The organism is Streptomyces sp. NBC_00454 (assembly GCF_041434015.1).
In the GTDB taxonomy this organism is placed as follows: domain Bacteria; phylum Actinomycetota; class Actinomycetes; order Streptomycetales; family Streptomycetaceae; genus Streptomyces.
Window position 1 is genome coordinate 2,475,004 of sequence record NZ_CP107907.1, and the last position, 24,744, is coordinate 2,499,747.

Below are 24,744 nucleotides of genomic sequence, written 5' to 3' on the forward strand. Positions count from 1 at the left end.
GGCCTGGCCCGTCACGACAGGGTCAGGGTCAGCACCGCGGTGTAGGCGCCCGGCGCGGTGTACGGGGGCACCTGGAGCGCGACCGTCGCGTCGATCGTGAAGGTTCCCCCGACGACCGTGGCGTCCGGCGTGGACGCCAGCAGCGCGCCCTCCGGTCCGACCGTGCCCGCGCTGCCGGGCGTACAGGCGCTGGGGCTGCCGGCGGCCGCCACGCACGAGGGGGTCCAGCTCAGGGAGGCGCCCGGGATGCGGAGTCCGCCCGAGCCCGTGAAATCGGTGACCTTTCCGATCAGCGACCAGCCCGCCGGGCCGCCCCGGGCGTCCTTGACGGTGACGGTGCCGATCCTGCCCGCCGCGGCGCCGCCGTCCCCGTACGGGACCGCGCCCAGGGTCACGGCCTCGCCCTGCTGGGTCATGCCCAGCTCGCCCCCTTCCACGACGGCCGTCACCTTCTGGGTGCCCGGCGCCGCCGGGAGGACGTCGATCACCGTGTACGCCGCCGGTCCGGAGCCCTCCGCCGCCGACCAGGCCGGGCCCTCGTAGGCCACGACCGCCGCGGTCGCCTTGTCCGTGACCGGCAGCTCCGTCAGGACCACGCCCAGCTCGTCCGCCTTCGCCGTCACCCGGTCGGCGGTCTCGGCGACGCCGGCCCGCCCGGCCACGGTGACCGCCGCGCCGGGGACGAAGCCGGAACCGGTGACCTTGACCTTGGCGCCGGGGCTCCCGGAGGCCGTGGCGAGTGCGACCGAGCGCAGGTTGGCCGTCGGGAGGGCGGTCGCGGCGAGCCGCTCGGCGACCGGTGTCAGGACGGGGAGGGGGACGGGGTTCGGTTCCGGGCTCGGAGCCGTCGTGGGAGTCGTCGTGGGGGCCGGGGCCGAGGTCGGGTCCTGGGTCGGGTTCGGGGCCGGATTCGGGGCCGGGTCCGGGGTCGCGGCGGCAGCGGCGCAGATCGTGTCGAGGTCCATGAGGTGGCTGGTGTGCAGGGTGTAGCCGCCCGGGGCGAGGGTGATCTCACCGGGTGCGGTGACGGTGAAGGTGCCGGTCATGGTGACGGCGGGCAGCGGGTCGCCCGCGTTGACGGGGTCGTTGCGCTTGGCTCCGACGACCGTGACCTCGCCGCTCTGCGCTCCGCCGAGGACGATCCGGCCGGTGGGGGTGAGCACGTCGGCGGGGAGTCCGGCCGCGAGCGGGTTCACGGCGGGGGTCCTGATCACCTGATAGGTCACGGTGACGATGTCGCCCACGCGCGGCGCCTGGTTGTCCACGGTGATCCGGGCGGTGGTGGGCCCGTCCGCGGGAGGCAGTCCGGCCTCCTGGGGCGGCAGGCAGTGCGTCGGGAACTCCACCTGGCCCGGCGGCCCGGCGCTCGGCCCGGCCCCTTCGGCGGCGGCGGGCGGGCTCAGCGCGCCTCCGGTCGCGGCTGCCAGCACCGCCATGCCGACGGCAGCCGACCACCCTCTGCTCCGCGCCGATGTCCGCACTGCCCGCCCCCTGGGTTCCCGTACCCCGACTGGGGCCATTCACGAGCGGGTGGCGGGATAAGTCAATGCACGGACCCGGCACCAACTGATGGCCCATCAGGAGATGTCAGAGTGGGCCCGCTCTCGCCCGCAGCCCCACCCGAGGCCTCCGCCTCCCGGAACGTCCGCCGGTAGGCCGTCGGGCTCACCCCGAGCGCCGCCTGGACGTGCTTGCGCAGCGACTGCGCCGTCCCGAACCCCGCCTCCCGCGCCACCCGTTCCATCGGCAGGGCGGTCTGTTCCAGCAGCGTCCGGGCCCGCTCGACCCGCTGCCCGACGATCCATTCGCCGGGGCTGACCCCGGACTCCTCGCGGAACCTGCGCGTGAAGGTCCGTACCGACATGGCCTCCTGCCGGGCCAGGTCGCTCAGCCGCACCGGCTCGTGCAGCCGGTCCAGCACCCATGCGCGGGCCGCGGTGGTGCTGGCCTGCTGCGGCTCCGGCACCGGCCGTTCGATGAACTGCGCCTGCCCGCCGTCCCGGTGGGGCGGTACGACGGTGCGCCGGGCCACGTCGTTGGCGACGGCCGCGCCGTGGTCGCGGCGCACGATGTAGAGGCACAGGTCGATGCCGGCGGCGACTCCGGCGGAGGTCAGCACGTCCCCGTCGTCGGTGTAGAGCACGCCCGCGTCCACCCGCACGGCGGGGAAGGTGCGCTGGAAGTGCTCGGCCGAGGACCAGTGGGTGGTGGCCCGGCGGCCGTCCAAGTACCCCGCGGCGGCCAGCACATAACCACCCGTACAGATGGAAACGAGACGGGTACCGGGCCTGATGTGCGCGAGGGCCTCGGCGAGCTCGGGGGTGAGACGGCCTTCCCCGTGGACCGGGCCCAGCTCGTACGAGGCGGGGACCACCACCGTGTCCGCCGTGGCCAGCAGCTCCGGCCCGTGCCCGACCTGGATCGCGAAGTCGGCGTCCGTGGGCACGGCGCCGGGGGCCAGCCCGCAGGTGAGGATCTCGTACAGCGGCCGTCCGGCCGGATCCTTGGCCCGGCCGAAGATCCGGTGGGGGATGCCGAGCTCGAAGGGCAGCAGCCCGGCGAGCGCGAGCACGACGACACGGTGCGGCTTGAACTCCACGGCGGCATCCACGGTGGCACCTTCGGCGACATCCATGGCCCGATCATATCGAAGCGTGTCGGTCAGGCCACTGTCGTACGGGACCCCGCTGGCCGGAAACTGTCGTCGTGACGACGCAGACAGCACCCTCCCCCGCCCCCAGGGCCACCGCTCACCGCATCCACCGCGCCTGGTTCGTCGCGGCCGTCTCCTTCGTGACGATCATCGGCGCAGCCGCCTTCGCCTCCCTCCCCGGGCTGCTCATCGAGCCGCTGCACCAGGAGTTCGACTGGTCCCGCGGCACGATCGGCCTCGCCGTCTCCGTGAACCTCGCGCTCTACGGGCTCACCGCGCCGTTCGCGGCCGCGCTGATGGACCGCTTCGGAATCCGCCGGGTCGTGGCCATCGCACTGACGGTGATATCCGCCGGCTCGGTGGCCACGGTGTGGATGACCTCCGCCTGGCAGCTGGTCATGTACTGGGGCGCCCTGGTCGGCCTGGGCAGCGGCTCCATGGCCCTGGCCTTCGCCGCGACCGTGACCAACCGCTGGTTCGTCGCCCGGCGCGGCCTGGTCACCGGCATCCTGACCGCCGCCGGCGCCTCCGGCCAGCTGGTCTTCCTGCCGCTGCTGGCCTGGCTGGTGGAACACCACGGCTGGCGCCCGGCGGCGGTCACCGTCTCCCTGGCGGCCCTGGTCGTCGTGCCCTTCGTCTGGCTGCTGCTGCGCGACCACCCCGCGGACATCGGGACCGCCCCGTACGGAGGCACGTACGCCGCCAAGCCCGCGCCCGTTCCGGGAGCGGCCCGCCGGGCGGTCACCGTACTGATCAGGGCGGCCCGGACCGGGCCCTTCTGGCTGCTCGCGGGTACCTTCGCGATCTGCGGAGCCTCCACGAACGGCCTGGTCAAGACCCACTTCGTGCCCTCGGCCCACGACCACGGCATGCCGGTGACGGCGGCGGCCGGGCTCCTGGCCGTGATCGGCGTCTTCGACGTGGTCGGCACGGTGTTCTCCGGCTGGCTGACGGACCGCTTCGACGCGCGCCGCCTCCTCGTCGTCTACTACGCCCTGCGCGGGATCTCGCTGCTCTTCCTGCCGATGCTGCTGGCCCCGTCCGTGCACCCGCCGATGCTGCTCTTCATCGTCTTCTACGGCCTGGACTGGGTCGCCACCGTCCCGCCGACGATCGCCCTGTGCCGCGAGCACTACGGCGAGGACGGCGCCATCGTCTTCGGCTGGGTCCTGGCCTCGCACCAGGTGGGCGCCGCGCTGGTGGCCTTCCTGGGCGGCCTGGCCCGCGACGCCTTCGGCTCGTACGACCTCGTCTGGTACGCCTCGGGCGCGCTGTGCGCGATGGCCGCCCTGATGGCGATGGTCATCCGCCGCCGCCCGGCACCCACCGCCGGGGCCCTCGCGGCCTGACCGGAGCCCGGCCCCGCCGGGCCGACCCGGCGGCAGCGGCGGCAGCGGAAACAGGTGTCCGCCCGGCACACGCCCCTGCCACACTCCGGATCATGACCGCACCCGAACTCTCCGAGCTCGACTACCTCCGGGAGATCGAGCGACTCGCCCACCGCGTCGTGGTCGAGGCGTCCGGCGGGGAGCACCCGGCGCCGCTCCAAAGGGATCTGGACGCCCTCTCCCGAACGCTGCGCAACTACCACTTCAAGGGCGACGGCTGCACGGAGCCGGACCGCCCCCTGCTGCGGCTCGTCGGGGCCTGCGTGTTCAAGCCCGGTGTCATGCCGGCCGGGACGGACGAGGACTACGAGCAGATGTGCGCGCGGCTCGGAGTCGAACCCAGGCCGGACGGCTGGGCGCTGTGGAACACCTGGGCCGAGGAAGGCCACGGGGTCACCATGGTGGTGACCGCCGTCGAGACGACGCAGGGGCTGTTCGCGAACTGGTCCCGCGGCCGGAACTTCGATCCCGTGACCCCGCTGCCCTCCCAGGTGGCCCTGGTCCACCAGGGCTGGATCGGCCCGGTCACCTTCTCGCCGCGCGGCGTCGGCCGGACGGGTCGCGGCGGGCAGCCGCTGTAGGACCCGGCCGGCCGCGAAGCCTTCGGAGGGCCCCGGGCGTCAGGCCCCGGCCGGAGTCGTGGACTTCAGGGTGCCGTCCGGGCCCGCCAGCAGGACCGGGGTGTCCGGGCCGCCGAGGTCGCGGACCGCCGCGCGGTCGGCTTCGGCGGGGGCGTCCGTCGAGCTGACGACCGCGGCCGCCTCCAGGGACTGGGCTCCGCTGGCCACCGCCATGGCGACGGCCGTCTGGAGTGCGCTCAGCTTCAGGGAGTCCAGCGTCACCGTTCCGGCGACGTACGTACGGCCGGTCTCGTCCCGGACCGCCGCCCCTTCGGGCACCCCGTTGCGGGCCCGGGCGCTGCGCGCCAGCGTGATGATCTTGATGTCTTCGGGGTCGATCCCGGTGCTGTCGGTCATAGCCCGAAGCATATGGAGCGCGTCGGCGGGGCCGCACGACGACCCCGCCGACGCGCTCTCCCCTCCACCCCCGGTGTCCCCCCGGGATCTTGGTGGCGCAGGGATAAAACTAAGCGCTGCGTAAGTGGTTGCGGCGCCCTGAAGGTCCCGTGATCGGTGACCTTGGGCCCTACCCCGATTCCACAGGGCGGACCGGGGCGGCCCGGGCCCGCCGTGTCACGGCCGGTCGAGCCGCAGCCGCTCCGCCTTCGGCAGGCCGGCGACCACCAGGTCGTACGAGTCCTCGACCAGCTCCCGGACCATCGCGTCGGGGAGCCCGCCGGGCCCGCCCGCCGTGACCGTGTTCCAGTGCCGCTTGTTCATGTGCCAGCCGGGCACGATCGCCTCGTGCTCGGCCCGCAGCCGCACCGCCAGCTCCGGTTCGCACTTCAGGTTGACCTTCAGCGGGTCCCCGTCCAGCGCGCTCAGCGCGAACACCTTGCCCAGGACCTTGAAGACCGAGGTCTCCGGATTGAAGGGGAACTCCTCCACCGCAGCGTTGAAGCCGAGGCAGAACTCGCGCAGTTCGGCCGGTGTCATTGCGCCTCTTCCTCCGCCGCGGCCGCCGGAGCCACCGGCTCCACGAGCACCGTCACGATCTTGTTCCGGCGTCCGGCCGGGGATTCGGCGGTCAGCCGCAGCGGCCGCCCGTCCGGCAGGTCCACCACCGCCGAGGCGCCCGCGATCGGCACCCGGCCCAGGGCCTTGGCGAGCAGCCCGCCGACCGTCTCCACGTCCTCGTCGTCGAAGGAGTCGACCTTGAACAGTTCCCCGAGGTCGGTGATGTCCAGGCGCGCGGTGACCCGGTAGCGGTCCCCGCCCAGCTCCTCCACGGGCGCGATCTCCCGGTCGTACTCGTCGGTGATCTCGCCGACGATCTCCTCCAGGATGTCCTCGATGGTGACGATGCCGGCGGTGCCGCCGTATTCGTCGATGACCACCGCCACGTGGTTGCGCACCGACTGCATCTCGCGCAGCAGGTCGCCCGCGTTCTTGGTGTCGGGCACGAAGACCGCCGGCCGTATCGCCGTGGAGACCAGGTCGGTCTCCGACTCCCGGCTGACGTGCGTCTTTCGGACCAGGTCCTTGAGGTACACGATGCCGACGATGTCGTCCTCGTTCTCCCCGGTCACGGGGATGCGCGAGAATCCGGACCGCAGTGCGAGCGTGGTCGCCTGACGGATCGTCTTGTACCGCTCGATGCAGACGAGGTCGGTGCGCGGCACCATCACCTCGCGCACGAGGGTGTCGCCCAGCTCGAAGACCTGGTGCACCATCCGGCGCTCGTCGTCCTCGATCAGCGATTCCTTCTCCGCCAGGTCCACCATCGCGCGCAGCTCGGCCTCGGAGGCGAAGGGCCCCTTGCGGAAGCCCTTCCCGGGGGTGAGGGCGTTGCCGAGGAGGATCAGCAGCTGCGGGATCGGCCCCATGACGCGGGCGAGCGGTACGAGGACGTACGCGGCCGCCGTCGCGGTGTTCAGCGGGTGCTGGCGGCCGATCGTACGGGGGGACACGCCCACCGCGACGAAGGACACCAGCACCATCACGGCGATGGAGACGAGCAGCGCCGTCCAGTTCTCGCCGAACTCGTCGAGGCAGACGTACGTGACGAACACGCCCGCCGCCATCTCGCAGGTGATCCGGACCAGCAGGGCGACGTTGACGTAGCGGGTGGGGTCGGCGGCGACCTGGAGCAGCTTCGCGCTTCCGCGCCTGCCCTCCCGTACGGCCTGCTCGGCGCGGAAGGTGGAGATCCGGGCGATCCCGGACTCGGCGCACGCCGCGAACCAGGCCACCACCACCAGGAGTACGGCCCCGGTGATCAGCTGTGGGTCGCTGGTCACGAGACGGTCGGGGCCGGGGACGGGCCGGTCACGCCGCGCTCGCCGCGCCAGCCGTCGACGATGGCCGCCTGGAGGCCGAACATCTCGGCCTTCTCGTCCGGCTCCTCGTGGTCGTAGCCGAGCAGGTGCAGCACCCCGTGGACGGTCAGGAGCTGGAGCTCCTCGTCCATGGAGTGCTGCGTCGGCGCGTCCTCGCCCTGCTTCTTGGCCACTTCGGGGCAGAGCACGATGTCACCGAGGAGCCCCTGCGGGGGCTCCTCCTCGTCCTTCGACGGCGGACGCAGTTCGTCCATCGGGAAGGACATGACGTCGGTGGGTCCGGGCAGGTCCATCCACTGGATGTGGAGCTGCTCCATCGCCTCCTCGTCGACGACGATGACGGAGAGCTCCGAGAGCGGGTGGATCCGCATCCGGGTGAGCGCGTAGCGGGCGATGTCGAGGATCGCCTGCTCGTCGACCTCGGTTCCGGACTCGTTGTTGACGTCGATCGACATGGTGCGCTGGGGTCTACTTCCGCTGGTAGCCGTTCCGGGACGGCTTCCCGTCCTGGCTGTCGTCGTACTTCTCGTACGCATCGACGATACGGCCGACCAGCTTGTGCCGGACGACATCCTCGGACGTGAGCCGCGAGAAGGCGATGTCGGGAACCCCTTCGAGGATGTCCTGGACCTGACGCAGACCGCTCTTGGCGCCACCCGGCAGGTCGATCTGGGTCACGTCACCGGTGACGACGATCTTCGAGTCGAACCCGAGCCGGGTCAGGAACATCTTCATCTGCTCGGGGGTGGTGTTCTGCGCCTCGTCGAGGACGACGAAGGCCTCGTTGAGGGTGCGGCCGCGCATGTAGGCCAGGGGCGCCACCTCGATGGTGCCCGCCGCCATCAGGCGGGGGATCGAGTCCGGGTCGATCATGTCGTGCAGGGCGTCGTAGAGCGGGCGCAGGTACGGGTCGATCTTGTCGAAGAGGGTGCCGGGGAGGAATCCCAGGCGTTCGCCCGCCTCGACCGCCGGGCGGGTCAGGATGATGCGGCTGACCTGCTTGGACTGCAGGGCCTGGACCGCCTTGGCCATGGCGAGGTAGGTCTTGCCGGTACCGGCGGGGCCGATGCCGAAGACGATCGTGTGCTTGTCGATCGCGTCGACGTACCGCTTCTGGTTGAGGGTCTTGGGGCGGATCGTGCGGCCGCGGCTGGAGAGGATGTTCTGGGTGAGCACCTCGGCGGGCGACTCGTCCGGGCCCTCGCCGTTGCCGCTCGACTTGAGCATGGCGATCGAGCGTTCCACTGCGTCCTCCGTCATCGGCTGCCCGGTGCGGAGCACCAGCATCATCTCGTCGAACAGGCGCTGGATCAGTGCGACTTCCGCCGCCGCGCCGATCGCGCTGACCTGATTGCCCCGAACATGGATGTCGGCCTTCGGGAAGGCCTTCTCGATCACGCGCAACAGGGCGTCGCCCGAGCCGAGGACGGACACCATCGGGTGGGTGGCCGGGACGGTGAAGTGGGCTCGCGCCTGCCCCGGCGCGGGGGTCTTGGCTGTCGGTGTCTGAGTCATGGGCCGGCACTGTGGCCTGCACATACCTCCCACTGAGGGGCCTCGCCGGTCGACGGCCTCCGGATCTCCAAGCCTACGTCGCCCCCGCCGCATCCCCGAGGGGTTTTACAAGCCTTCCGGAGCTACGCCGAGTGGCGGAAGCCGATGGTCGGAACCGCCCGGCGCCTGCGGGCCGGGGCGGCGCCCGGCGGAACCAGATCGTCCAGGAATCCGTACCGTCCGCGCACGGCCTCCGGGGCGGTCCGCCACCAGGCGGCCACCTCCGGCCAGCCGGGGGCCGACAGGGATCCGCCGAACTCCTGCACCGACAGGGCCGCCGTCAGGCCCGCGAAGGCGAGGCGGTCCGCCAGCGGCCAGCCGGCCAGGGTGCCGGTGAGGAAGCCCGCCACGTACACGTCGCCCGCGCCGGTCGGGTCCAGGGCGTCCACCGGGATCGCGGGGACCTCGGCGCTCTCCCCGGTCCGCCCGTCCACCGCGTACGAACCCTCGGAGCCCATCGTCACCACCGCGATCGGGACCTTCTCGGCCAGGGCGCGGGCCGCCGCGCGCGGGGAGTCGGTGCGCGTGTACCGCATCGCCTCGCACGCGTTGGGCAGGAAGGCCTCGCAGTGCTCCAGATCGGCCAGCGCCCCCAGGTCCCATTGCCCGCTCTCGTCCCACCCGACGTCGGCGAAGATCCGCGCCCCGCGCCGGGCCGCCTCGGACACCCAGGCCTCGCCGCCGCCCGGGCCCAGCGAGGCCACGGCGGCGCGGGCGCGCGGCGGGCACTGCGGGAACGGCCCGGGGCCCGACGGGGGCGGGGCCTCGTGGCCGTGGGAGACCATCGTGCGCTCGCCCTCGTAGGCCATGGAGACCGTGACGGGGCTGTGCCAGCCGGGCACGGTCCGCGACATCGACAGGTCGATGCCCTCGCCCTGTTCCAGCGCGTCCCAGCAGTACTCGCCGTAGTGGTCGTCGCCGAAGGCGGCGGCGAGCGAGGTCCGCAGCCCGAGCCGGGCCAGGGCGGCGGCCATGTTGGCGACGCCGCCGGGGCTGGACCCCATGCCGCGCGCCCAGGACTCCGTGCCGCGCACCGGGGCCGAGTCGAGGCCGGTGAAGATGATGTCGAGGAAGACCGTTCCGGTCAGGAAGACGTCGCAGCCCGGCTCTTGGGGGTCGCGCAGCGGGCCCAGCGGGTCCACGGCGGCGGTTCGGCTGTCCTGGCTGTTGCGGCTGTCCCGACTGCTCACGATGTACTCCCCGTTCGACACGCGTTCCGCTGGAATCGGTCTTGATCGAATTATTGGTGGTTCGTTTCTGCAATGGGTCGACGCCCGGCCGTCGCCCTGTCCTTCCCGCCTGGAAGGACAGCGGAGCGCGGCCGGAAAGCAGCGGGAATACAGTGTGACGCAGATCACTGCCTGAACGCCCTGTTCCGGGGCTCCGGCCTCTTGATAGACAGGGGCCCCGCCTCTTGTGCGGAACCCCTCGCTCCGCCTGCGCACCACCTGGAACACCCGTGTCGGACCACACCCCCGCGCCGCCCGCCGCCTGGCCGCTCGTCGCGCTCTTCACCGCCGGTTACACCGCCCCGTACCTGCTGCCGACCGTCGTCGGCCGGCTCGACGCGCACCTCCCGCTGAGTCCCGCGCAGGCCGGGCTGATCGGCTCGATCCTGCTCCTCGGCTCCGCCGCCGCCGGATTCGCCCTCGCCTCCCGCATCCCCCGCCACGGGCCCCGCCCGCTGGCCCGGCTCGGACTGCTCCTCGCCGTCCTCGGCTACGGCACGGCGGCCGCCACCACGGTGCTCCCGCTCGTCATCGCGGGCGCGGTCGTCGGCGGATTCGGCTCCGGGACGGCCACCGCCGTGGCCGCCTCCGGGATCGCCGCGCAGCGCGACCCGCACCGCACCTCCTCGCTCGGCCTGCTGTCGGTCTCGGCGACCGCCGGGGCGCTGTACCTGACCCTGCCCCGGCTCGGCGGGGGCCACTGGCTGCCCTTCGCCGCGATCGCCCTGATCGCGATGGCGTGCTGGCCCGCCACGGGCCGCCTCGGCGCACCGGCCGCAGGGGACCGGGTCGCGGGGGACCGGGCCGTACGGGGCCGGGCCGCGGCGGGCTGGGCCGTACGGGTCCGCGGGCGGCTGCCCTACCCGCGCGCGGGGATGGTGCTGGCCGGGGCCCTGATGCTGTGGTCCCTCGCGCAGAACGCCCTGTGGGGCGTCAGCGGCCGCATCGGCGCGCAGCAGGCGGGCCTGTCCGAGGTCACCCTCGGCATCGTCTTCGCGGCCGCGCTCGGCGCCGGACTGCTAGGGGTCACCGCCGCCTCCGCGCTCGGCGCGCGGCTGGGCCGGGCCGTCCCGGTGGGCGCGGGCACCGCCCTCATCGCCGGCTGCGTGGTGCTGGCCTCGCACGCGCACGGCCTGGGCACCTTCGCCGCCGGGGAGGTGCTGTGGAACGCCTTCTACCCCGTCGTCCTCTCCTACGCCATCGGCCTCGCGGCGGCGCTGGACCCGCGCGGGCGCTGGGCGGTCCTGGTCGGCTCCGCGTCCTCCCTCGGCGTGGCCTGCGGGCCCGTCGCCGGAAGCCTGCTCGCCGAAGGCTTCGGCTTCCCCGGCATGGGCCTGGCCCTGGGGGGCCTGCTGCTGGCCGTGGCCGGGCCGATGGCCGCCGTGGCCCTGCACGTCGGGGGACGCCCGCTGACCCCCGGTTCGGTGCGGCGGCGCGGCGGGGTGGCGGCCGCGGTGCTGGCCGCGGGCGCCGGGACCCCGGCCGGTTCGGTGCCGAGGGTCGGCGCGCCGGAGCTGGAGGTCGTGGAACTCGCCGGCCTCCCGGCCCGCCCGCTCCGGCTGGCCCCGCTCCGGGTGCTGTTGCTCGCCCCGACAGCGGCCCGCCGGACCCGGGAGCCGGCTCCCGCCCGCCGGCGGGCGGGAGCCGGCTCCCGGTAGCCCGGTCCCGCCCCCTGCCTGGCCTCTGGCGCAGCCCGGGCCCGAGCCCGAGCCCGAGCCCGGGCCTGGGCCCGCTGTCGGGCCCCGCGCCGGCCTCCGGCCCGCCGTCCGCCCCGCACCGGTCCCGCCCCGGGACTACGCCCGCTTCGGCACGGGAACCCGTACGAGGTCGGCGGCGATCGTCAGCTCGCCCTCGAACCCGGCCGCGCGGGCCTGGCGTTCGAACTCCGAGGGGTCGCCGTAGCGCTGCGAGAAGTGCGTCAGCACGAGGTGGCGCACCCCCGCGTCCCGCGCCACCCGGGCGGCCTGCCCGGCGGTGAGGTGACCGTGGTCGGTGGCGAGGCGGACGTCCTCGTCGAGGAAGGTCGACTCGATGACCAGCATGTCGCAGCCCTGCGCGAGGGTCTCGACGCCCTCGCAGAGCCGGGTGTCCATCACGAAGGCGAACCGCTGCCCGGGGCGCTCCTCGCTGACCTCCTCGAGGGTGACCTCTCCGAGGCGTCCCTCGCGCTGGATCCGGCCCACGTCCGGCCCCTTGATCCCGTGGAGCGCGAGCAGTTCGGGCCGTATGCGGCGCCCGTCGGGCTCGGTGACCCGGTAGCCGAAGGACTCCACCGGGTGGGAGAGCCGCACGGCGTCCAGGGTGTAGGCGTCCCCGCGCGCCAGGATCCCGTCCTCGGCCACCGGTTCCTCGGCCAGCTGGACGGTCTCGCGGTAGGCCGTGGCGTACCGCAGCCGGTCGAAGAACTTCTGCCCGGAGGCCGGGTAGTGCGCGGTGACCGGGTGCGGGACCCGGTCGAGGTTGATGCGCTGGATCACCCCGGCGAGGCCGAGGCTGTGGTCACCGTGGAAGTGGGTGACGCAGATCCGGTTGATGTCGTGCGCGGCCACCCCGGCGCGCAGCATCTGGCGCTGGGTTCCCTCGCCGGGATCGAAGAGGATGCCCTCGCCGTCCCAGCGCAGCAGGTAGCCGTTGTGGTTGCGGTGGCGCGTGGGCACCTGGCTGGCGGTGCCCAGCACCACGAATTCCCGTACGGACACGGCTTATCCGGGGGGCCACTGGAGGCCGCGGCCGCCCAGAACGTGCGCGTGGGCGTGGAAGACGGTCTGGCCGGCGCCGGCTCCGGTGTTGAAGACGACCCGGTAGCCGTGCTCGTCGATCTTCTCCTCGGCGGCGACCTGTCCGGCCTCGCGCAGCACGTCGGCGGCCAGCTGGGGCTCGGCCGCGGCGAGGGAGGCCGCGTCGGGGTAGTGCGCCTTCGGGATGACGAGCACGTGCGTGGGCGCCTGCGGGTTGATGTCCCGGAAGGCGACGGTCGTCTCGGTCTCCCGGACGATGGTCGCCGGGATGTTCCCCGCGATGATCTTGCAGAACAGGCAGTCGGCCTGCGGTTCCCCGGCCATTGCTGAGCCCTCCGTGACGTTCGTTGATCGCTTCCGGCATCGTATCCACCGCCGGGGAGCGGCGTCCGCGCCTGTGGACAACACCGGCCCGTGACGGCCGGCGGTCGACTGGGCGGCCCGTCAGGACCAGCGGCACGTCAGGACCAGCCGCCCGTCAGGACCAGCGGCCCGTCCGGGCCAGCAGGACCGCCACCGCCGCGGTGCCGGCGGTGGAGGTCCGCAGCACGGAGTGGCCCAGGCGGTAGGGGTGGGCCCCCGCCTCGGCGAAGACGGCCAGCTCCTCCGGGGAGACCCCGCCCTCGGGGCCGACCACCAGCACGACGGAGCCCTCGGTGGGCAGTTCGGCCGTGGCCAGCGCCCCGGAGGGGGTGTCGCGGTCCTCGTGGAGGACCATCGCCAGGTCGGCCCCGGCCAGCAGCGCCGCCACCTGCTTCGTGGACATGGCCTCGGCCACCTCCGGGAAGCGGACCCGGCGGGACTGCTTGCCCGCCTCCCGGGCCGTGGCCCGCCACTTGGCCAGGGACTTGGCCCCGCGGTCGCCGCGCCACTGGGTGATGCAGCGCGAGGACTGCCACGGCACGATCGCGTCCACGCCCGTCTCGGTCATCGTCTCGACGGCCAGCTCGCCCCGGTCGCCCTTGGGCAGGGCCTGGACGACGGTGATCCGGACGGCGGGCTCCGGCTCGTCCATGACGGACTCCAGGTCCATGACGACCAGGCGGTCCTTGCCTTCCGCCGCCTTGACCACGCCCTCGATCCACCGGCCCCGGCCGTCGGTGAGGACCACGTCCTCGCCCGGGTTCAGCCGCTTCACGGACACGGCGTGGCGGCCCTCGGGGCCGTCCAGTACGAACTCCGGCCCCGCGGGGACCTCTTCGACCACGAACACGGGGGCGGTCATGACGCACTCCTCATCTGCATTGCCTTCAAAACGTTCTGGGCCGCGGCGAGTTCCGCCGCGAGCACCTCCACCAGCTCCCCGGCCGGCAGCGCCCGCGCCAGCCGGTGCCCCTGGCCCGCCCACAGGGCCATGCCCTGCGGGTCCCCGGCCGCGGCGGCCGCCTTGCGCAGCGGCGAGGTCAGGTGGTGGATCTGCGGGTAGGCGGCCGGGGCGTAGGGCCCGTGCTCGCGCATGAACCGGTTCACCAGCCCGCGGGCCGGGCGGCCCGAGAAGGCCCGGGTCATCTCCGTGCGGACGAAGAGCGGGTCGGTCATGGCCTTCTTGTGCAGCGGGTCCGCGCCGGACTCGGGGCAGACCAGGAAGGCCGTGCCGAGCTGCGCCGCCTCCGCGCCCGCCGCCAGCAGCGCGGCGATCTGCGAGCCGCGCATCAGGCCGCCCGCCGCGATGATCGGGAGGGCCACGGTTTCCCGTACCTGTGCCACGAGCGCGAGCAGTCCGAGCCCCGCCGTGCCGTCGGCCTGCGGGTCGTCGCGGTGGGTGCCCTGGTGGCCGCCCGCCTCCATGCCCTGGACGCACACGGCGTCGGCGCCGGCCGCCTGCGCGGCCCGCGCCTCCTCCACGGAGGTGACGGTGGCGATCGTGTACGTGCCGACCTTGCGCAGGCAGGTGAACGCCGCGGGGGAAGGCAGGCCGAAGGTGAAGGAGACCACCGGGACGGGGTCCTCGAGAAGAATGGCGAGTTTCGCGTCGTAGCCGTCGTCGCAGGTGCCGATGATGTCCTCTTCGGCGAGCGAGATCTCGTACCAGTTGGCCTCGCCGGCGAGCTGGCCGCGGTACACCTCCACGGCGGCCGGGTCCACGTAACCGGTCTGCGGCATGAAGAGGTTGACTCCGAAGGGGCGCCGGGTCAGCGCCCGCAGCCGCTTGATCTCCTGGAACATGCCGTCGGCGGTCTTGTAGCCGCCGGCCAGGAACCCCAGCCCGCCCGCCTCGCACACGGCGGCGGCGAGCGGCGGACAGGACGCGCCGCCCGCCATGGGCGCCTGCACGATCGGGTACGCGAACAGACCGTTCGGTGCGGAGGACATGGACTGCATCGTGCCATGTCCCGCTCATGGGACCGAATCACGGCATTCGCCTGGCATAGTCCGCTTCCGCGGGTTGTCGCAAACGCGTCGGCGGCATGCGACGAGCCCGGTCCGGGGCATCCCCGGACCGGGCTCGCGGTGGTTCTCGTACGGGTCCCGGCGTACCTGCGGTACGGGTTCCCGCGCGGGGCTCAGCGCCCGTTGAAGGCGTCCTTCAGGCGGCTGAACAGCCCCTGCTGGCCCGGCGCGAACTGGCCGAGCGGCCGCTCCTCGCCGCGCAGCTTCGCCAGCTGGCGCAGCAGGTCCTCCTGCGCCGCGTCCAGCTTGGCGGGGGTGGTGACCTCGACGTGCACGATCAGGTCGCCGCGCCCGTTGCCGCGCAGGTGCGTGACGCCCCGGCCGTGCAGCGGGATCGCCTGCCCGGACTGGGTGCCGGGCCGGATGTCGATCTCCTCCAGGCCGTCCAGCGTCTCCAGCGGGCACTTGGTGCCCAGGGACGCCGCGGTCATCGGGATGGTGACCGTGCAGTGCAGGTCGTCCCCGCGCCGCTGGAAGGTCGGGTGCGGCAGCTCGTGGATCTCCACGTACAGGTCGCCGGCGGGGCCGCCGCCGGGGCCGACCTCGCCCTCGCCCGCGAGCTGGATGCGGGTGCCGTTCTCGACGCCCGCCGGGATCTTGACCGTCAGGCTGCGGCGGGAGCGGACCCGGCCGTCGCCCGCGCACTCGGGGCACGGGGTCGGGACCACGGTGCCGAAGCCCTGGCACTGCGGGCAGGGGCGCGAGGTCATGACCTGGCCCAGGAAGGACCGGGTGACCTGCGAGACCTCACCGCGGCCACGGCACATGTCACACGTCTGCGCCGAGGTGCCGGGGGCGGCGCCTTCGCCGGAGCAGGTGGTGCAGACGACGGCCGTGTCGACCTGGATGTCCTTGGTCGTGCCGAAGGCGGCCTCGTCCAGCTCCAGGTCGAGGCGGATCATGGCGTCCTGGCCGCGGCGGGTCCGCGAGCGCGGTCCACGCTGCTGGGACTGGCCGAAGAAGGCGTCCATGATGTCGGAGAAATTGCCGAAGCCACCGGCACCGAATCCGCCCGCGCCGCCGCCACCGCCCGAGGAGGACAGCGGGTCGCCGCCGAGGTCGAAGACCTGCTTCTTCTGCGGGTCCGAGAGCACCTCGTACGCGGCGTTGATCTCCTTGAAGCGCTCCTGCGTCTTCGGGTCCGGATTCACATCCGGGTGGAGTTCACGCGCGAGGCGGCGGAAGGCCTTCTTGATCTCGTCCTGCGATGCGTCGCGGCGCACGCCGAGAACGGCGTAGTAGTCCGTGGCCACTTACGACTCCGCCAGGATCTGTCCGACGTAACGTGCCACTGCGCGTACCGCTCCCATCGTTCCGGGGTAGTCCATGCGGGTCGGTCCGACCACGCCGAGTTTGGCGACTGCTTCGCCGCCCGAACCGTAGCCGACCGAGACGACGGACGTGGAGTTCAGTCCCTCGTAGGCATTCTCATGCCCGATCTTTACGGCCATTCCCGACTCATTGGCCTCGCCCAGCAGCTTGAGGAGCACGACCTGCTCCTCCAGCGCTTCGAGCACCGGCCTGATCGTCAGGGGAAAATCGTGTCCGAAACGGGTGAGGTTGGCGGTGCCGCCGATCATCAGCCGCTCCTCCGCCTCCTCCACCAGCGTTTCGAGAAGGGTGTCGAGGACGGCCTTCACCGTCACCCTGTCCTCGGCCTCGAAGGACTCCGGCAGGTCCTGCACGAGCGGCGGCACGTCGGTGAACCGGCGGCCGACGACGCGGCTGTTGAGACGGGCCCGCAGATCCGCGAGCGAGGTGTCCGAGAAGGGGGTCTGGCAGTCGACGAGCCGCTGCTCGACCCGGCCCGTGTCCGTGATCAGTACGAGCATCAGGCGCGCGGGAGCCAGCGAGAGCAGCTCCACGTGCCGGACGGTCGAGCGGGTCAGGCTCGGGTACTGGACGACGGCGACCTGCCGGGTCAGCTGCGCGAGCAGCCGCACGGTCCGGCCGACGACGTCGTCGAGGTCGACGGCCCCGTCGAGGAAGTTCTGGATGGCCCTGCGCTCGGGCGTCGACAGGGGTTTGACCCCCGCCAGCCTGTCGACGAAGAGGCGGTAGCCCTTGTCGGTGGGGATCCGGCCGGCGCTGGTGTGGGGCTGGGCGATGTAGCCCTCTTCCTCCAGCACGGCCATGTCGTTGCGCACGGTCGCGGGCGAGACGCCGAGCCGGTGGCGCTCGGTGAGCGCCTTGGAGCCCACCGGCTCCTCCGTCCCGACGTAGTCCTGGACGATGGCGCGCAACACTTCGAGTCTGCGTTCGCTGAGCATCGCGCACACCTCCGTCGTTTCCTTCGCCCGCGGCTCGGACCGCCGCCGGTTTGCTGTCGGTTTGCTGGCACTCTGCGCATTCGAGTGCCAGAGATCCCCCGGTCAGTGTACGGCGGGGTGGTACGCCCCTAGCAAGGGCGGCCCGCCAAGGTAGCGTCGCGGCATGGACGTGCGTTGGGAAGAGGCGGGCTGGGAACGGCTCACCGAACGGGCCGGCCGGCGGCGTCTGCCGGTGTGGGACTGCACCGTGGGACTGGTGGTGGGCGAGGATTCGGCCCTTCTCATCGACCCGGGTTCCTCCGTCCGGGAAGGCGCGCAGGTGCGGGCCGAGGCGGAGCGGCTGGCGGGCCGGCGCGTGACCCATCTCGCATTCACACACGGACATTTCGACCACGTGCTGGGCGGATCGGTGTTCGCCGGGGCCGAGGTCTACGGTCCCGTCGGACTGGACGCCCTGCTGTCCGTCAGCCACGAGGACCTGCGGGCCGACGCCGTCCGGCACGGTCTGGACCCGGCCGAGGCCGCCGAGGCGGTGGAGCTGCTGGTGGTCCCCCGCCACCTGGTGTCGGGCGAGTGGACGCTCGACCTGGGCGGGGTGCAGGTGCTGCTGGCCAACGTGGGCCCCGGGCACACCCGGCACGATCTGGCCGCCTTCGTCCCCGGAACCCGCGAGGTGGTCTTCTGCGGCGACCTGGTCGAGGAGTCGGGGGAACCGCAGGCGGGTCCGGACGCCGTGCCCCGGCAGTGGCCGGCGGCGCTCGACCGGCTGCTGGCACTGGGCGGGGAGGACGCGCTGTACGTGCCGGGTCACGGAGCGGTGGTGGATGCGGCCTTTGTCCGTGCGCAACGCGACACACTGGCGGCCCGCTTCGGCGTGTCGGACGGCTGAGGCCGCGCTCTCTCCTACCCTCGGCCGGATGCGTGAGTACTCCCCCGACCTGACCCCGCAGTGGAAGCGCGCCAAGCCCGCCCAGGAGGTGCCCGCCGATCCCGGCCTCGTGGTCGAGGTGGCCGGCATCGACTTCTGCGGCGCGGTGGTGGCCTGCGAGGCCGGAACGGTCACCCTGGAGGACCGCTTCGGCAAGCGCCGGGTGTTCCCGCTGGAGCCCCGCGGATTCCTCCTGGAGGGCGCGGTGGTCACCCTGACCCGCCCGGCCCGGGGCCCGGTCGCCCCGGCGCGTACGGCCTCGGGCTCCATCGCCGTCCCCGGCGCGCGGGCCCGGGTGGCCCGGGCGGGCCGGATCTACGTCGAGGGCCGCCACGACGCCGAGCTGGTGGAGCGGGTCTGGGGCGACGACCTGCGGATCGAGGGCGTGGTCGTGGAGTACCTGGAGGGCATCGACGACCTGCCCGCCGTGGTGGCGGAGTTCGCCCCGGCCGCCGATGCCCGGCTGGGGGTCCTGGTGGACCACCTGGTCCCTGGCTCGAAGGAGTCGCGCATCGCGGCCGCCGTCACCTCGCCGCACGTGCTGATCGTGGGCCACCCCTACGTGGACGTCTGGCAGGCGGTGAAACCGTCCGCGCTCTCCTTCCCGGCCTGGCCGGTGATCCCGCGCGGCGAGGACTGGAAGACGGGCGTCTGCCGGGCCCTGGGCTGGCCGGAGAACACCGGCGCCGCCTGGCAGCACATCCTGTCGCGCGTGACCTCGTACAAGGACCTGGAGCCCACCCTGCTCGGCGCGGTGGAACACCTGATCGACCACGTCACGGCCTAGCCGGAGGCCGGAGGCCGGACGGCTCAGTCGACCAGGTCCCGGACCACGGCGTCGGCCAGCAGCCGCCCGCGCAGGGTCAGCACGGCCCGGCCGGCCTCGTACGGGACCGGCTCCAGCAGGCCGTCCGCCAGGGCGCGGCCGGAGGCGGCCAGGCCCGCCGGGGCGAGCAGCGACAGCGGGACGCCGTCCACGAGCCGCAGCTCCAGCAGGATCCGCTCCACCCGGCGGTCCTCCTCGGAGAGCAGCTCGCGGCCCGCGCCGGGGGAACGGCCCTCGGCCAGGGCGGCGGCGTAGGCGCCGGGGTGCTTCACGTTCCACCAGCGCACCCCGCCCACGTGCGAGTGGGCTCCGGGGCCGGCGCCCCACCAGTCGGCCCCGCGCCAGTACAGCTCGTTGTGCAGGCAGCGCCCGGCCTGCGTGGTGGCCCAGTTCGACACCTCGTACCAGGAGTACCCCGCCTCGGCCATGACCGAGTCGAGGATCAGGTACCGGTCCGCGTGCACGTCGTCGTCGGTCATCGGGACCTCGCCCCGGCGGATCCGCCGGGCCAGCTGGGTGCCCTCCTCCACGATCAGCGCGTACGCCGACACGTGGTCCGGCCCCGCCCCGATCGCGGCGGCCAGGGACTCCCGCCAGTCCTCGTCGGACTCCCCCGGGGTGCCGTAGATCAGGTCCAGGTTCACGTGCTCGAAGCCCGCCGCGCGCGCCTCCGCCACGCAGGCCTCGGGGCGGCCGGGCGTGTGGGTGCGGTCCAGCACCTTCAGGACGTGCTGCTTCGCGCTCTGCATGCCGAAGGAGATCCGGTTGAATCCCCCGGCCCGCAGCTCCGCCAGGTACTCCGGGTTCACCGACTCCGGATTGGCCTCGGTGGTCACCTCGGCGTCCTCGGCCAGTCCGAACTCGTCCCGGATCGCCGCGAGCATCCGTACGAGGTCCCCCGCGGGCAGCAGCGTGGGCGTGCCGCCGCCCACGAAGACGGTCCGCACCGCCCGGGGATCGTCACCGAGCACCTTGCGCGCCAGCCTGACCTCGTCGATCAGGGTGTCGGCGTAGTTCTCCCGGGAGGCGAGCACGCCGCCGGTACCCCGCAGCTCGGTGGCCGTGTAGGTGTTGAAGTCGCAGTAGCCGCAGCGCGTGGCGCAGTACGGGACGTGCAGGTAGAACCCGAGGGGCCGGTCCCCGGCGCCCGCCAGGGCGTGCGGCGGCAGCGAGCCGTCTTCGGGCATGGGTTCACCGTCGGGCAGTGCGGAAGGCATGGACCCATTGTCCCGCAACCGCCGCCGGGCAGGTCCCGCGCACATCGCGCCCCAGGGCCGGCGGGGCGGTGGACCGCCCCGCCGGTGGTGCTACGCCTCGCGGGAGCCTTCGTACATCTCCTCGATCAGGTGCTTGAACTCACGCTCGACGACCGGTCGCTTCAGCTTGAGGCTGGGCGTGAGGTCGCCGTGTTCGACGTCGAGGTCGCGCGGCAGGAGGCGGAACTTCTTGACCGTCTGCCAGCGCTGGAGGCCCTCGTTGAGGGTCTGGACGTAGGTCTCGATGAGACGGTCGGTCTCGGGGGCGGCCAGGACCTGGGAGTACGTCTTGCCCTCCAGGCCGTTCTCGGCGGCCCAGACCAGGATGGAGGGCTCGTCGAGGGCGATGAGGGCGGAGCAGAAGTTCCGGTCGGCGCCGTGCACGACGATGCTGGAGACGTAGGGGCAGATCGCCTTGAACTGGCCTTCGATCTCCGCCGGGGCGACGTACTTGCCGCCCGAGGTCTTGATCAGGTCCTTCTTGCGGTCGGTGATGCGCAGGTAGCCGTCCGGGGACAGCTCGCCGATGTCTCCCGTGTGCAGCCAGCCGTCGGCCTCCAGGACCTCGGAGGTCTTCTCGGGCTGCCCGTGGTAGCCCTGCATGATGCCGGGGCCGCGCAGGAGGACCTCGCCGTCGTCGGCGATGCGGACCTCGGTGCCGGGGAGCGGCTTGCCGACGGTGCCGGTGCGGTAGGCCTCGCCGGGGTTGACGAAGGAGGCGGCGCTGGACTCGGTGAGTCCGTAGCCCTCCAGGATGTGGATGCCCGCGCCGGAGAAGAAGTACCCGATCTCGGGGGCGAGGGCGGAGGCGCCGGAGACGGCGGCGCGCAGACGGCCGCCGAAGGCCTCGCGGAGCTTGGAGTAGACGAGCGCGTCGGCGATCTTGTGCTTGGCCGTGAGGCCGAGGGGCGCGGTCGCGTTGCCGGTGCGGCGGAAGTTGTCCTGGGTGACCTTGGCGTACTCGCGGGCCACGCCCGCGGACCACTGGAAGATCTTGTACTTGGCTCCGCCGCCGGCCCTGGCCTTGGCGGCGACCCCGTTGTACACCTTCTCGAAGATGCGCGGGACGGCCGCCATGTAGGTCGGCTGGACGACCGGCAGGTTCTCGATGATCTTGTCGATGCGGCCGTCGACGGCGGTGACGTGGCCGACCTCGATCTGACCCGAGGTGAGCACCTTGCCGAAGACGTGCGCGAGCGGCAGCCAGAGGTACTGGACGTCGTCCTTGCCGATCAGGCCGGTGGCGGCCATGGCCTTGGCCAGGTACGACCAGTTGTCGTGCGGCAGCCGCACGCCCTTGGGGCGGCCGGTGGTGCCGGAGGTGTAGATGAGGGTGGCGAGCTGCTCGGCGGTGATGGCCGCGACCCGCTCCTTGACCGCCTCGGGGTGCTTGGCGAGGTACTCCTTGCCGCGCGCCTCCAGGTCGGCGAGGGAGAGCACCCAGCCCTCCGGGTCGCCCTCGACGGACACCGCGTCGGCGGCCTCCAGGACCACGACGTGGGCGAGCTCGGGCAGGTCGGCCCGGCGCTCGCGGGCCTTGGCCAGCTGCTTGCCGTCCTCGGCGATCATGATCCGGCTCTCCGAGTCGGAGAGGATGAACGCCGACTCCTCGGCGTTCGTGCTCGGGTAGATCGTCGTGACGGCGCCGCCGGCGCACATGATGCCCAGGTCGGCGAGGATCCACTCCACCCGGGTGTTGGAGGCCAGCGCGACGCGCTGTTCCGGCTGGATCCCGAGCTCGATGATTCCGGCCGCGATGGCGAAGACCCGCTCTGCGGCCTGCCCCCAGCTGAGCGACTTCCAGTCGTCGGGGCCGCCCTTCCCATCCGCGGCGGGGACCGGATAGCGGTAGGCCTCGGCGTTCGGCGTGGCGGCGACACGCTCCAGGAAGAGGGTCGCCACGGAGGGCGGACGGTTCTCGATCAAGGTCTGTGTGTCGCTCACGGACATCCTCCGGACCACGCGGCAGGGCCTGTTCTTCACAGGGGCGGACTGACTGGGTGGTGGGTCAGGGTGGCTGAGTCAGGGCTTGGCGGCGCCCGTTAAAAAATAAACTGGCGAGTAACCATCGAGCAGTGATCAGACTAGGGGCCCTCCGCCTGGCGCGTAAGAGCCCTTGGGGCGCCGATTCATAACGAAACAGGCCCCCGCGCCGCAGCACGGGGGCCTGTCCGATCCACAGCGCCTCTACGGCACCTACTTCTTCTTGCCGCCGGACTCGTCGCTGGAGAGGACGGCGATGAAGGCCTCCTGGGGGACCTCCACGGAGCCGACCATCTTCATGCGCTTCTTGCCTTCCTTCTGCTTCTCCAGCAGCTTCCGCTTACGGGAGATGTCACCGCCGTAGCACTTGGCGAGGACGTCCTTGCGGATGGCGCGGATGGTCTCGCGGGCGATGACGCGGGAGCCGACGGCCGCCTGGATCGGGATCTCGAAGGCCTGCCGCGGGATGAGCTCGCGCAGCTTGGCGACCAGGCGCACGCCGTAGGCGTAGGCGGCGTCCTTGTGGCAGACGGCGGAGAAGGCGTCGACCTTGTCGCCGTGCAGCAGGATGTCGACCTTGACCAGGCTGCCGGACTGCTCGCCGGTGGGCTCGTAGTCGAGGGAGGCGTAGCCGCGCGTCTTGGACTTCAGCTGGTCGAAGAAGTCGAAGACGATCTCCGCGAGCGGGAGGGTGTAGCGGATCTCGACCCGGTCCTCGGAGAGGTAGTCCATCCCGAGGAGGGTGCCGCGGCGCTGCTGGCAGAGCTCCATGATCGCGCCGATGAACTCGGAGGGCGCGAGCAGGGTGGCCCGTACGACCGGCTCGAACACGTCCGAGATCTTGCCCTCGGGGAACTCGCTCGGGTTGGTGACGGAGACTTCCTTGCCGTCCTCCATGACCACGCGGTAGACCACGTTGGGCGCGGTGGCGATCAGGTCGAGGCCGAACTCGCGCTCCAGGCGCTCGCGCACCACGTCCAGGTGGAGCAGGCCGAGGAAGCCGACGCGGAAGCCGAAGCCCAGCGCCGCCGAGGTCTCCGGCTCGTAGACCAGCGCGGCGTCATTGAGCTGGAGCTTGTCCAGGGCCTCGCGCAGGTCGGGGTAGTCCGAGCCGTCGAGCGGGTACAGACCCGAGAAGACCATCGGACGCGGGTCCTTGTAGCCGCCGAGGGCCTCGGTCGCGCCGTTGTTCAGGCTGGTGATGGTGTCACCGACCTTGGACTGACGGACGTCCTTCACGCCGGTGATGATGTAGCCCACCTCGCCGACGCCGATGCCGTCGGCCGGGGTCATCTCCGGGGAGGAGACACCGATCTCCAGCAGCTCGTGCGTGGCGCCGGTGGACATCATCCGGATGCGCTCGCGCTTGTTGAGCTGGCCGTCGACGACACGGACGTAGGTCACGACGCCGCGGTACGAGTCGTAGACCGAGTCGAAGATCATCGCGCGGGCCGGGGCGTCCTTGGGGCCGACCGGGGCCGGGACCGTGGCGACGATCTTGTCGAGCAGCACGTCCACGCCGAGACCGGTCTTCGCCGAGACCCGCAGCACGTCCTCGGGCTGGCAGCCGACCAGGTTCGCCAGCTCCTCGGCGAACTTCTCCGGCTGGGCGGCCGGCAGGTCGATCTTGTTCAGGACCGGGACGATCGCGAGGTCCTTCTCCATCGCCAGGTACAGGTTGGCGAGGGTCTGGGCCTCGATGCCCTGGGCCGCGTCCACCAGGAGGACCGTGCCCTCGCAGGCGGCGAGCGAGCGCGAGACCTCGTAGGTGAAGTCGACGTGCCCGGGGGTGTCGATCATGTTGAGGATGTGGGTCTTGCCCTGGTCCTCACCCGTGTTCGGCGCCCACGGCAGTCGCACCGCCTGGGACTTGATCGTGATTCCGCGCTCACGCTCGATGTCCATGCGGTCGAGGTACTGCGCGCGCATCTGCCGCGAGTCCACCACGCCGGTGAGCTGGAGCATCCGGTCGGCGAGGGTCGACTTGCCGTGGTCGATGTGCGCGATGATGCAGAAATTGCGGATCAGCGCCGGGTCGGTACGGCTCGGCTCGGGCACGTGGCTGGGGATCGCGGGCACGCAGTGTCCTGATTCTCGGGTCTCAGTCGGAACGAAGTGGTGAGCGTCGGTCTGCGCCAAGTCGGATCTGTACGCAGGCTTCCATGGTCCCATGGACTGGGCAGTGCGCTCGGTTTGGGCCGGTCGGAGCGCGCCTGGTAGCCTGAGCAGCTGTGTCTCGTATGCCCTCTAAGCTTCCGGGACACAAATCCGAAGATCAAATCTCTGAACCTGCAAAGGCTCTTTCGTGGCGAACATCAAGTCCCAGATCAAGCGGAACAAGACGAACGAGAAGGCGCGCCTGCGCAACAAGGCCGTCAAGTCCTCGCTCAAGACCGCGATCCGCAAGGCCCGCGAGGCCGTCGCCGCCGGTGACGTCGAGAAGGCCACCGTGGCTTCTCGCGCCGCCGCGCGTGCACTCGACAAGGCTGTCTCGAAGGGTGTCATCCACAAGAACGCTGCCGCCAACAAGAAGTCGGCGCTGGCGATCAAGGCTGCCTCCCTCCAGGGCTGAGCTCCTGATGTGATCGCCGGGTAGGGATCCCGCGGGCCCTCTCTCCCGCTCCCGACC

23 protein-coding genes are annotated in these 24,744 nt (G+C 72.2%); 6 read left to right on the plus strand and 17 right to left on the minus strand.

Going from position 1 to position 24,744, the window contains the following annotated elements; translation table 11 throughout:
* Positions 1 to 11 precede the first annotated feature (11 nt).
* The gene (locus OHU74_RS11565) at positions 12 to 1,436 is read right to left on the minus strand and encodes a beta-xylosidase (RefSeq protein ID WP_371615813.1); all 1,425 of its coding nucleotides are present in this window, start codon (positions 1,434 to 1,436) and stop codon (positions 12 to 14) included.
* Positions 1,437 to 1,543: 107 nt separating this feature from the next.
* On the minus strand, positions 1,544 to 2,635 hold the full coding sequence (locus OHU74_RS11570; protein WP_371615814.1) for a GlxA family transcriptional regulator: 1,092 nt from the start codon (positions 2,633 to 2,635) through the stop codon (positions 1,544 to 1,546).
* 71 nt (positions 2,636 to 2,706) lie between these two features.
* Between OHU74_RS11570 and OHU74_RS11575 the strand changes: the two genes are divergently transcribed.
* Positions 2,707 to 4,002 (plus strand): MFS transporter, encoded by a 1,296-nt coding sequence (locus OHU74_RS11575; RefSeq protein WP_371615815.1) that lies wholly within the window; start codon positions 2,707 to 2,709, stop codon positions 4,000 to 4,002.
* A 92-nt stretch (positions 4,003 to 4,094) separates the two neighbouring features.
* Complete coding sequence (locus tag OHU74_RS11580; protein ID WP_371615816.1) at positions 4,095 to 4,622, plus strand: hypothetical protein; 528 nt, start codon at positions 4,095 to 4,097, stop codon at positions 4,620 to 4,622.
* 39 nt (positions 4,623 to 4,661) lie between these two features.
* Here the strand turns inward: OHU74_RS11580 and OHU74_RS11585 are convergent, their stop codons facing one another.
* The 6 genes from OHU74_RS11585 to OHU74_RS11610 all read right to left on the minus strand — a co-directional run bounded on the left by OHU74_RS11585 (position 4,662) and on the right by OHU74_RS11610 (position 9,684).
* Positions 4,662 to 5,018 carry a cytidine deaminase gene (locus OHU74_RS11585; protein WP_371615817.1) on the minus strand — a complete coding sequence of 119 codons (357 nt, stop codon included), beginning with the start codon at positions 5,016 to 5,018 and terminating at the stop codon, positions 4,662 to 4,664.
* A gap of 216 nt (positions 5,019 to 5,234) precedes the next feature.
* The gene (locus OHU74_RS11590) at positions 5,235 to 5,597 is read right to left on the minus strand and encodes an MmcQ/YjbR family DNA-binding protein (RefSeq protein WP_371615818.1); all 363 of its coding nucleotides are present in this window, start codon (positions 5,595 to 5,597) and stop codon (positions 5,235 to 5,237) included.
* On the minus strand, positions 5,594 to 6,901 hold the full coding sequence (locus OHU74_RS11595) for a hemolysin family protein (RefSeq protein WP_371615819.1): 1,308 nt from the start codon (positions 6,899 to 6,901) through the stop codon (positions 5,594 to 5,596). The genes OHU74_RS11590 and OHU74_RS11595 overlap by 4 nt, the downstream gene beginning before the upstream one ends.
* Positions 6,898 to 7,395, minus strand: coding sequence for an rRNA maturation RNase YbeY (gene ybeY, locus OHU74_RS11600; protein ID WP_371615820.1), 498 nt, complete (start codon positions 7,393 to 7,395; stop codon positions 6,898 to 6,900). Before ybeY ends, OHU74_RS11595 begins: the two co-directional genes overlap by 4 nt.
* Before the next feature lie 13 nt (positions 7,396 to 7,408).
* The gene (locus OHU74_RS11605; RefSeq protein WP_371615821.1) at positions 7,409 to 8,455 is read right to left on the minus strand and encodes a PhoH family protein; all 1,047 of its coding nucleotides are present in this window, start codon (positions 8,453 to 8,455) and stop codon (positions 7,409 to 7,411) included.
* Positions 8,456 to 8,577: 122 nt separating this feature from the next.
* On the minus strand, positions 8,578 to 9,684 hold the full coding sequence (locus OHU74_RS11610; RefSeq protein WP_371615822.1) for a carbohydrate kinase family protein: 1,107 nt from the start codon (positions 9,682 to 9,684) through the stop codon (positions 8,578 to 8,580).
* Positions 9,685 to 9,953: 269 nt separating this feature from the next.
* On the opposite strand from OHU74_RS11610, the gene OHU74_RS11615 reads away from it, so the two are divergent.
* Positions 9,954 to 11,381: an MFS transporter gene (locus OHU74_RS11615; RefSeq protein WP_371615823.1), complete on the plus strand. Its 1,428-nt coding sequence runs from the start codon at positions 9,954 to 9,956 to the stop codon at positions 11,379 to 11,381.
* A gap of 135 nt (positions 11,382 to 11,516) precedes the next feature.
* Here OHU74_RS11615 and OHU74_RS11620 read toward each other — a convergent pair whose 3' ends face one another.
* The 6 genes from OHU74_RS11620 to hrcA form a co-directional block, all read right to left on the minus strand.
* Positions 11,517 to 12,422: a ribonuclease Z gene (locus OHU74_RS11620; RefSeq protein WP_371615824.1), complete on the minus strand. Its 906-nt coding sequence runs from the start codon at positions 12,420 to 12,422 to the stop codon at positions 11,517 to 11,519.
* 3 nt (positions 12,423 to 12,425) lie between these two features.
* Positions 12,426 to 12,785, minus strand: coding sequence for a histidine triad nucleotide-binding protein (locus OHU74_RS11625; protein WP_371615825.1), 360 nt, complete (start codon positions 12,783 to 12,785; stop codon positions 12,426 to 12,428).
* A 154-nt stretch (positions 12,786 to 12,939) separates the two neighbouring features.
* Positions 12,940 to 13,686 carry a 16S rRNA (uracil(1498)-N(3))-methyltransferase gene (locus OHU74_RS11630; protein ID WP_371615826.1) on the minus strand — a complete coding sequence of 249 codons (747 nt, stop codon included), beginning with the start codon at positions 13,684 to 13,686 and terminating at the stop codon, positions 12,940 to 12,942.
* The gene (locus tag OHU74_RS11635; protein ID WP_371615827.1) at positions 13,683 to 14,774 is read right to left on the minus strand and encodes a nitronate monooxygenase; all 1,092 of its coding nucleotides are present in this window, start codon (positions 14,772 to 14,774) and stop codon (positions 13,683 to 13,685) included. The genes OHU74_RS11630 and OHU74_RS11635 overlap by 4 nt, the downstream gene beginning before the upstream one ends.
* A 191-nt stretch (positions 14,775 to 14,965) precedes the next feature.
* Entirely contained in the window at positions 14,966 to 16,105 is a 1,140-nt protein-coding gene (gene dnaJ, locus OHU74_RS11640; protein WP_330296350.1) for a molecular chaperone DnaJ, read from the minus strand.
* Positions 16,106 to 17,122, minus strand: a complete 1,017-nt coding sequence (gene hrcA / locus OHU74_RS11645; RefSeq protein WP_330296351.1) for a heat-inducible transcriptional repressor HrcA — start codon at positions 17,120 to 17,122, stop codon at positions 16,106 to 16,108. It lies immediately after the preceding gene.
* 163 nt (positions 17,123 to 17,285) lie between these two features.
* Here hrcA and OHU74_RS11650 point away from each other — a divergent pair, with 163 nt between their 5' ends.
* Both OHU74_RS11650 and OHU74_RS11655 read left to right on the plus strand, forming a co-directional pair.
* A complete protein-coding gene (locus OHU74_RS11650; RefSeq protein ID WP_371615828.1) occupies positions 17,286 to 18,011 on the plus strand; it encodes an MBL fold metallo-hydrolase in 726 nt (241 codons plus the stop codon).
* A gap of 28 nt (positions 18,012 to 18,039) precedes the next feature.
* Positions 18,040 to 18,837 carry a DUF3097 domain-containing protein gene (locus OHU74_RS11655; protein ID WP_371615829.1) on the plus strand — a complete coding sequence of 266 codons (798 nt, stop codon included), beginning with the start codon at positions 18,040 to 18,042 and terminating at the stop codon, positions 18,835 to 18,837.
* Between the two features lie 23 nt (positions 18,838 to 18,860).
* On the opposite strand, the gene hemW is transcribed toward OHU74_RS11655, so the two are convergent.
* The 3 genes from hemW to lepA form a co-directional block, all read right to left on the minus strand.
* Positions 18,861 to 20,063 carry a radical SAM family heme chaperone HemW gene (gene hemW, locus OHU74_RS11660; protein WP_371619653.1) on the minus strand — a complete coding sequence of 401 codons (1,203 nt, stop codon included), beginning with the start codon at positions 20,061 to 20,063 and terminating at the stop codon, positions 18,861 to 18,863.
* A 120-nt stretch (positions 20,064 to 20,183) separates the two neighbouring features.
* A complete protein-coding gene (locus OHU74_RS11665) occupies positions 20,184 to 22,076 on the minus strand; it encodes a long-chain fatty acid--CoA ligase (RefSeq protein WP_371615830.1) in 1,893 nt (630 codons plus the stop codon).
* A 252-nt stretch (positions 22,077 to 22,328) separates the two neighbouring features.
* A complete protein-coding gene (lepA, locus tag OHU74_RS11670; protein WP_371615831.1) occupies positions 22,329 to 24,194 on the minus strand; it encodes a translation elongation factor 4 in 1,866 nt (621 codons plus the stop codon).
* A 226-nt stretch (positions 24,195 to 24,420) separates the two neighbouring features.
* Here lepA and rpsT point away from each other — a divergent pair, with 226 nt between their 5' ends.
* Positions 24,421 to 24,687: a 30S ribosomal protein S20 gene (rpsT, locus tag OHU74_RS11675; protein ID WP_330296357.1), complete on the plus strand. Its 267-nt coding sequence runs from the start codon at positions 24,421 to 24,423 to the stop codon at positions 24,685 to 24,687.
* Positions 24,688 to 24,744 lie beyond the last annotated feature (57 nt).

Bases quoted from the DNA above. Each gene is read 5' to 3' on its own strand.
- ybeY (WP_371615820.1), bottom strand. From the start codon at position 7,395: ATGTCGATCGACGTCAACAACGAGTCCGGAACCGAGGTCGACGAGCAG.
- OHU74_RS11605 (WP_371615821.1), bottom strand. From the start codon at position 8,455: ATGACTCAGACACCGACAGCCAAGACCCCCGCGCCGGGGCAGGCGCGA.
- OHU74_RS11650 (WP_371615828.1), top strand. From the start codon at position 17,286: ATGGACGTGCGTTGGGAAGAGGCGGGCTGGGAACGGCTCACCGAACGG.
- OHU74_RS11570 (WP_371615814.1), bottom strand. From the start codon at position 2,635: ATGGATGTCGCCGAAGGTGCCACCGTGGATGCCGCCGTGGAGTTCAAG.
- OHU74_RS11565 (WP_371615813.1), bottom strand. From the start codon at position 1,436: ATGGCGGTGCTGGCAGCCGCGACCGGAGGCGCGCTGAGCCCGCCCGCC.
- OHU74_RS11585 (WP_371615817.1), bottom strand. From the start codon at position 5,018: ATGACCGACAGCACCGGGATCGACCCCGAAGACATCAAGATCATCACG.
- OHU74_RS11625 (WP_371615825.1), bottom strand. From the start codon at position 12,785: ATGGCCGGGGAACCGCAGGCCGACTGCCTGTTCTGCAAGATCATCGCG.
- OHU74_RS11630 (WP_371615826.1), bottom strand. From the start codon at position 13,686: ATGACCGCCCCCGTGTTCGTGGTCGAAGAGGTCCCCGCGGGGCCGGAG.
- OHU74_RS11655 (WP_371615829.1), top strand. From the start codon at position 18,040: ATGCGTGAGTACTCCCCCGACCTGACCCCGCAGTGGAAGCGCGCCAAG.
- OHU74_RS11580 (WP_371615816.1), top strand. From the start codon at position 4,095: ATGACCGCACCCGAACTCTCCGAGCTCGACTACCTCCGGGAGATCGAG.
- hemW (WP_371619653.1), bottom strand. From the start codon at position 20,063: ATGCCCGAAGACGGCTCGCTGCCGCCGCACGCCCTGGCGGGCGCCGGG.
- OHU74_RS11590 (WP_371615818.1), bottom strand. From the start codon at position 5,597: ATGACACCGGCCGAACTGCGCGAGTTCTGCCTCGGCTTCAACGCTGCG.
- hrcA (WP_330296351.1), bottom strand. From the start codon at position 17,122: ATGCTCAGCGAACGCAGACTCGAAGTGTTGCGCGCCATCGTCCAGGAC.
- OHU74_RS11635 (WP_371615827.1), bottom strand. From the start codon at position 14,774: ATGTCCTCCGCACCGAACGGTCTGTTCGCGTACCCGATCGTGCAGGCG.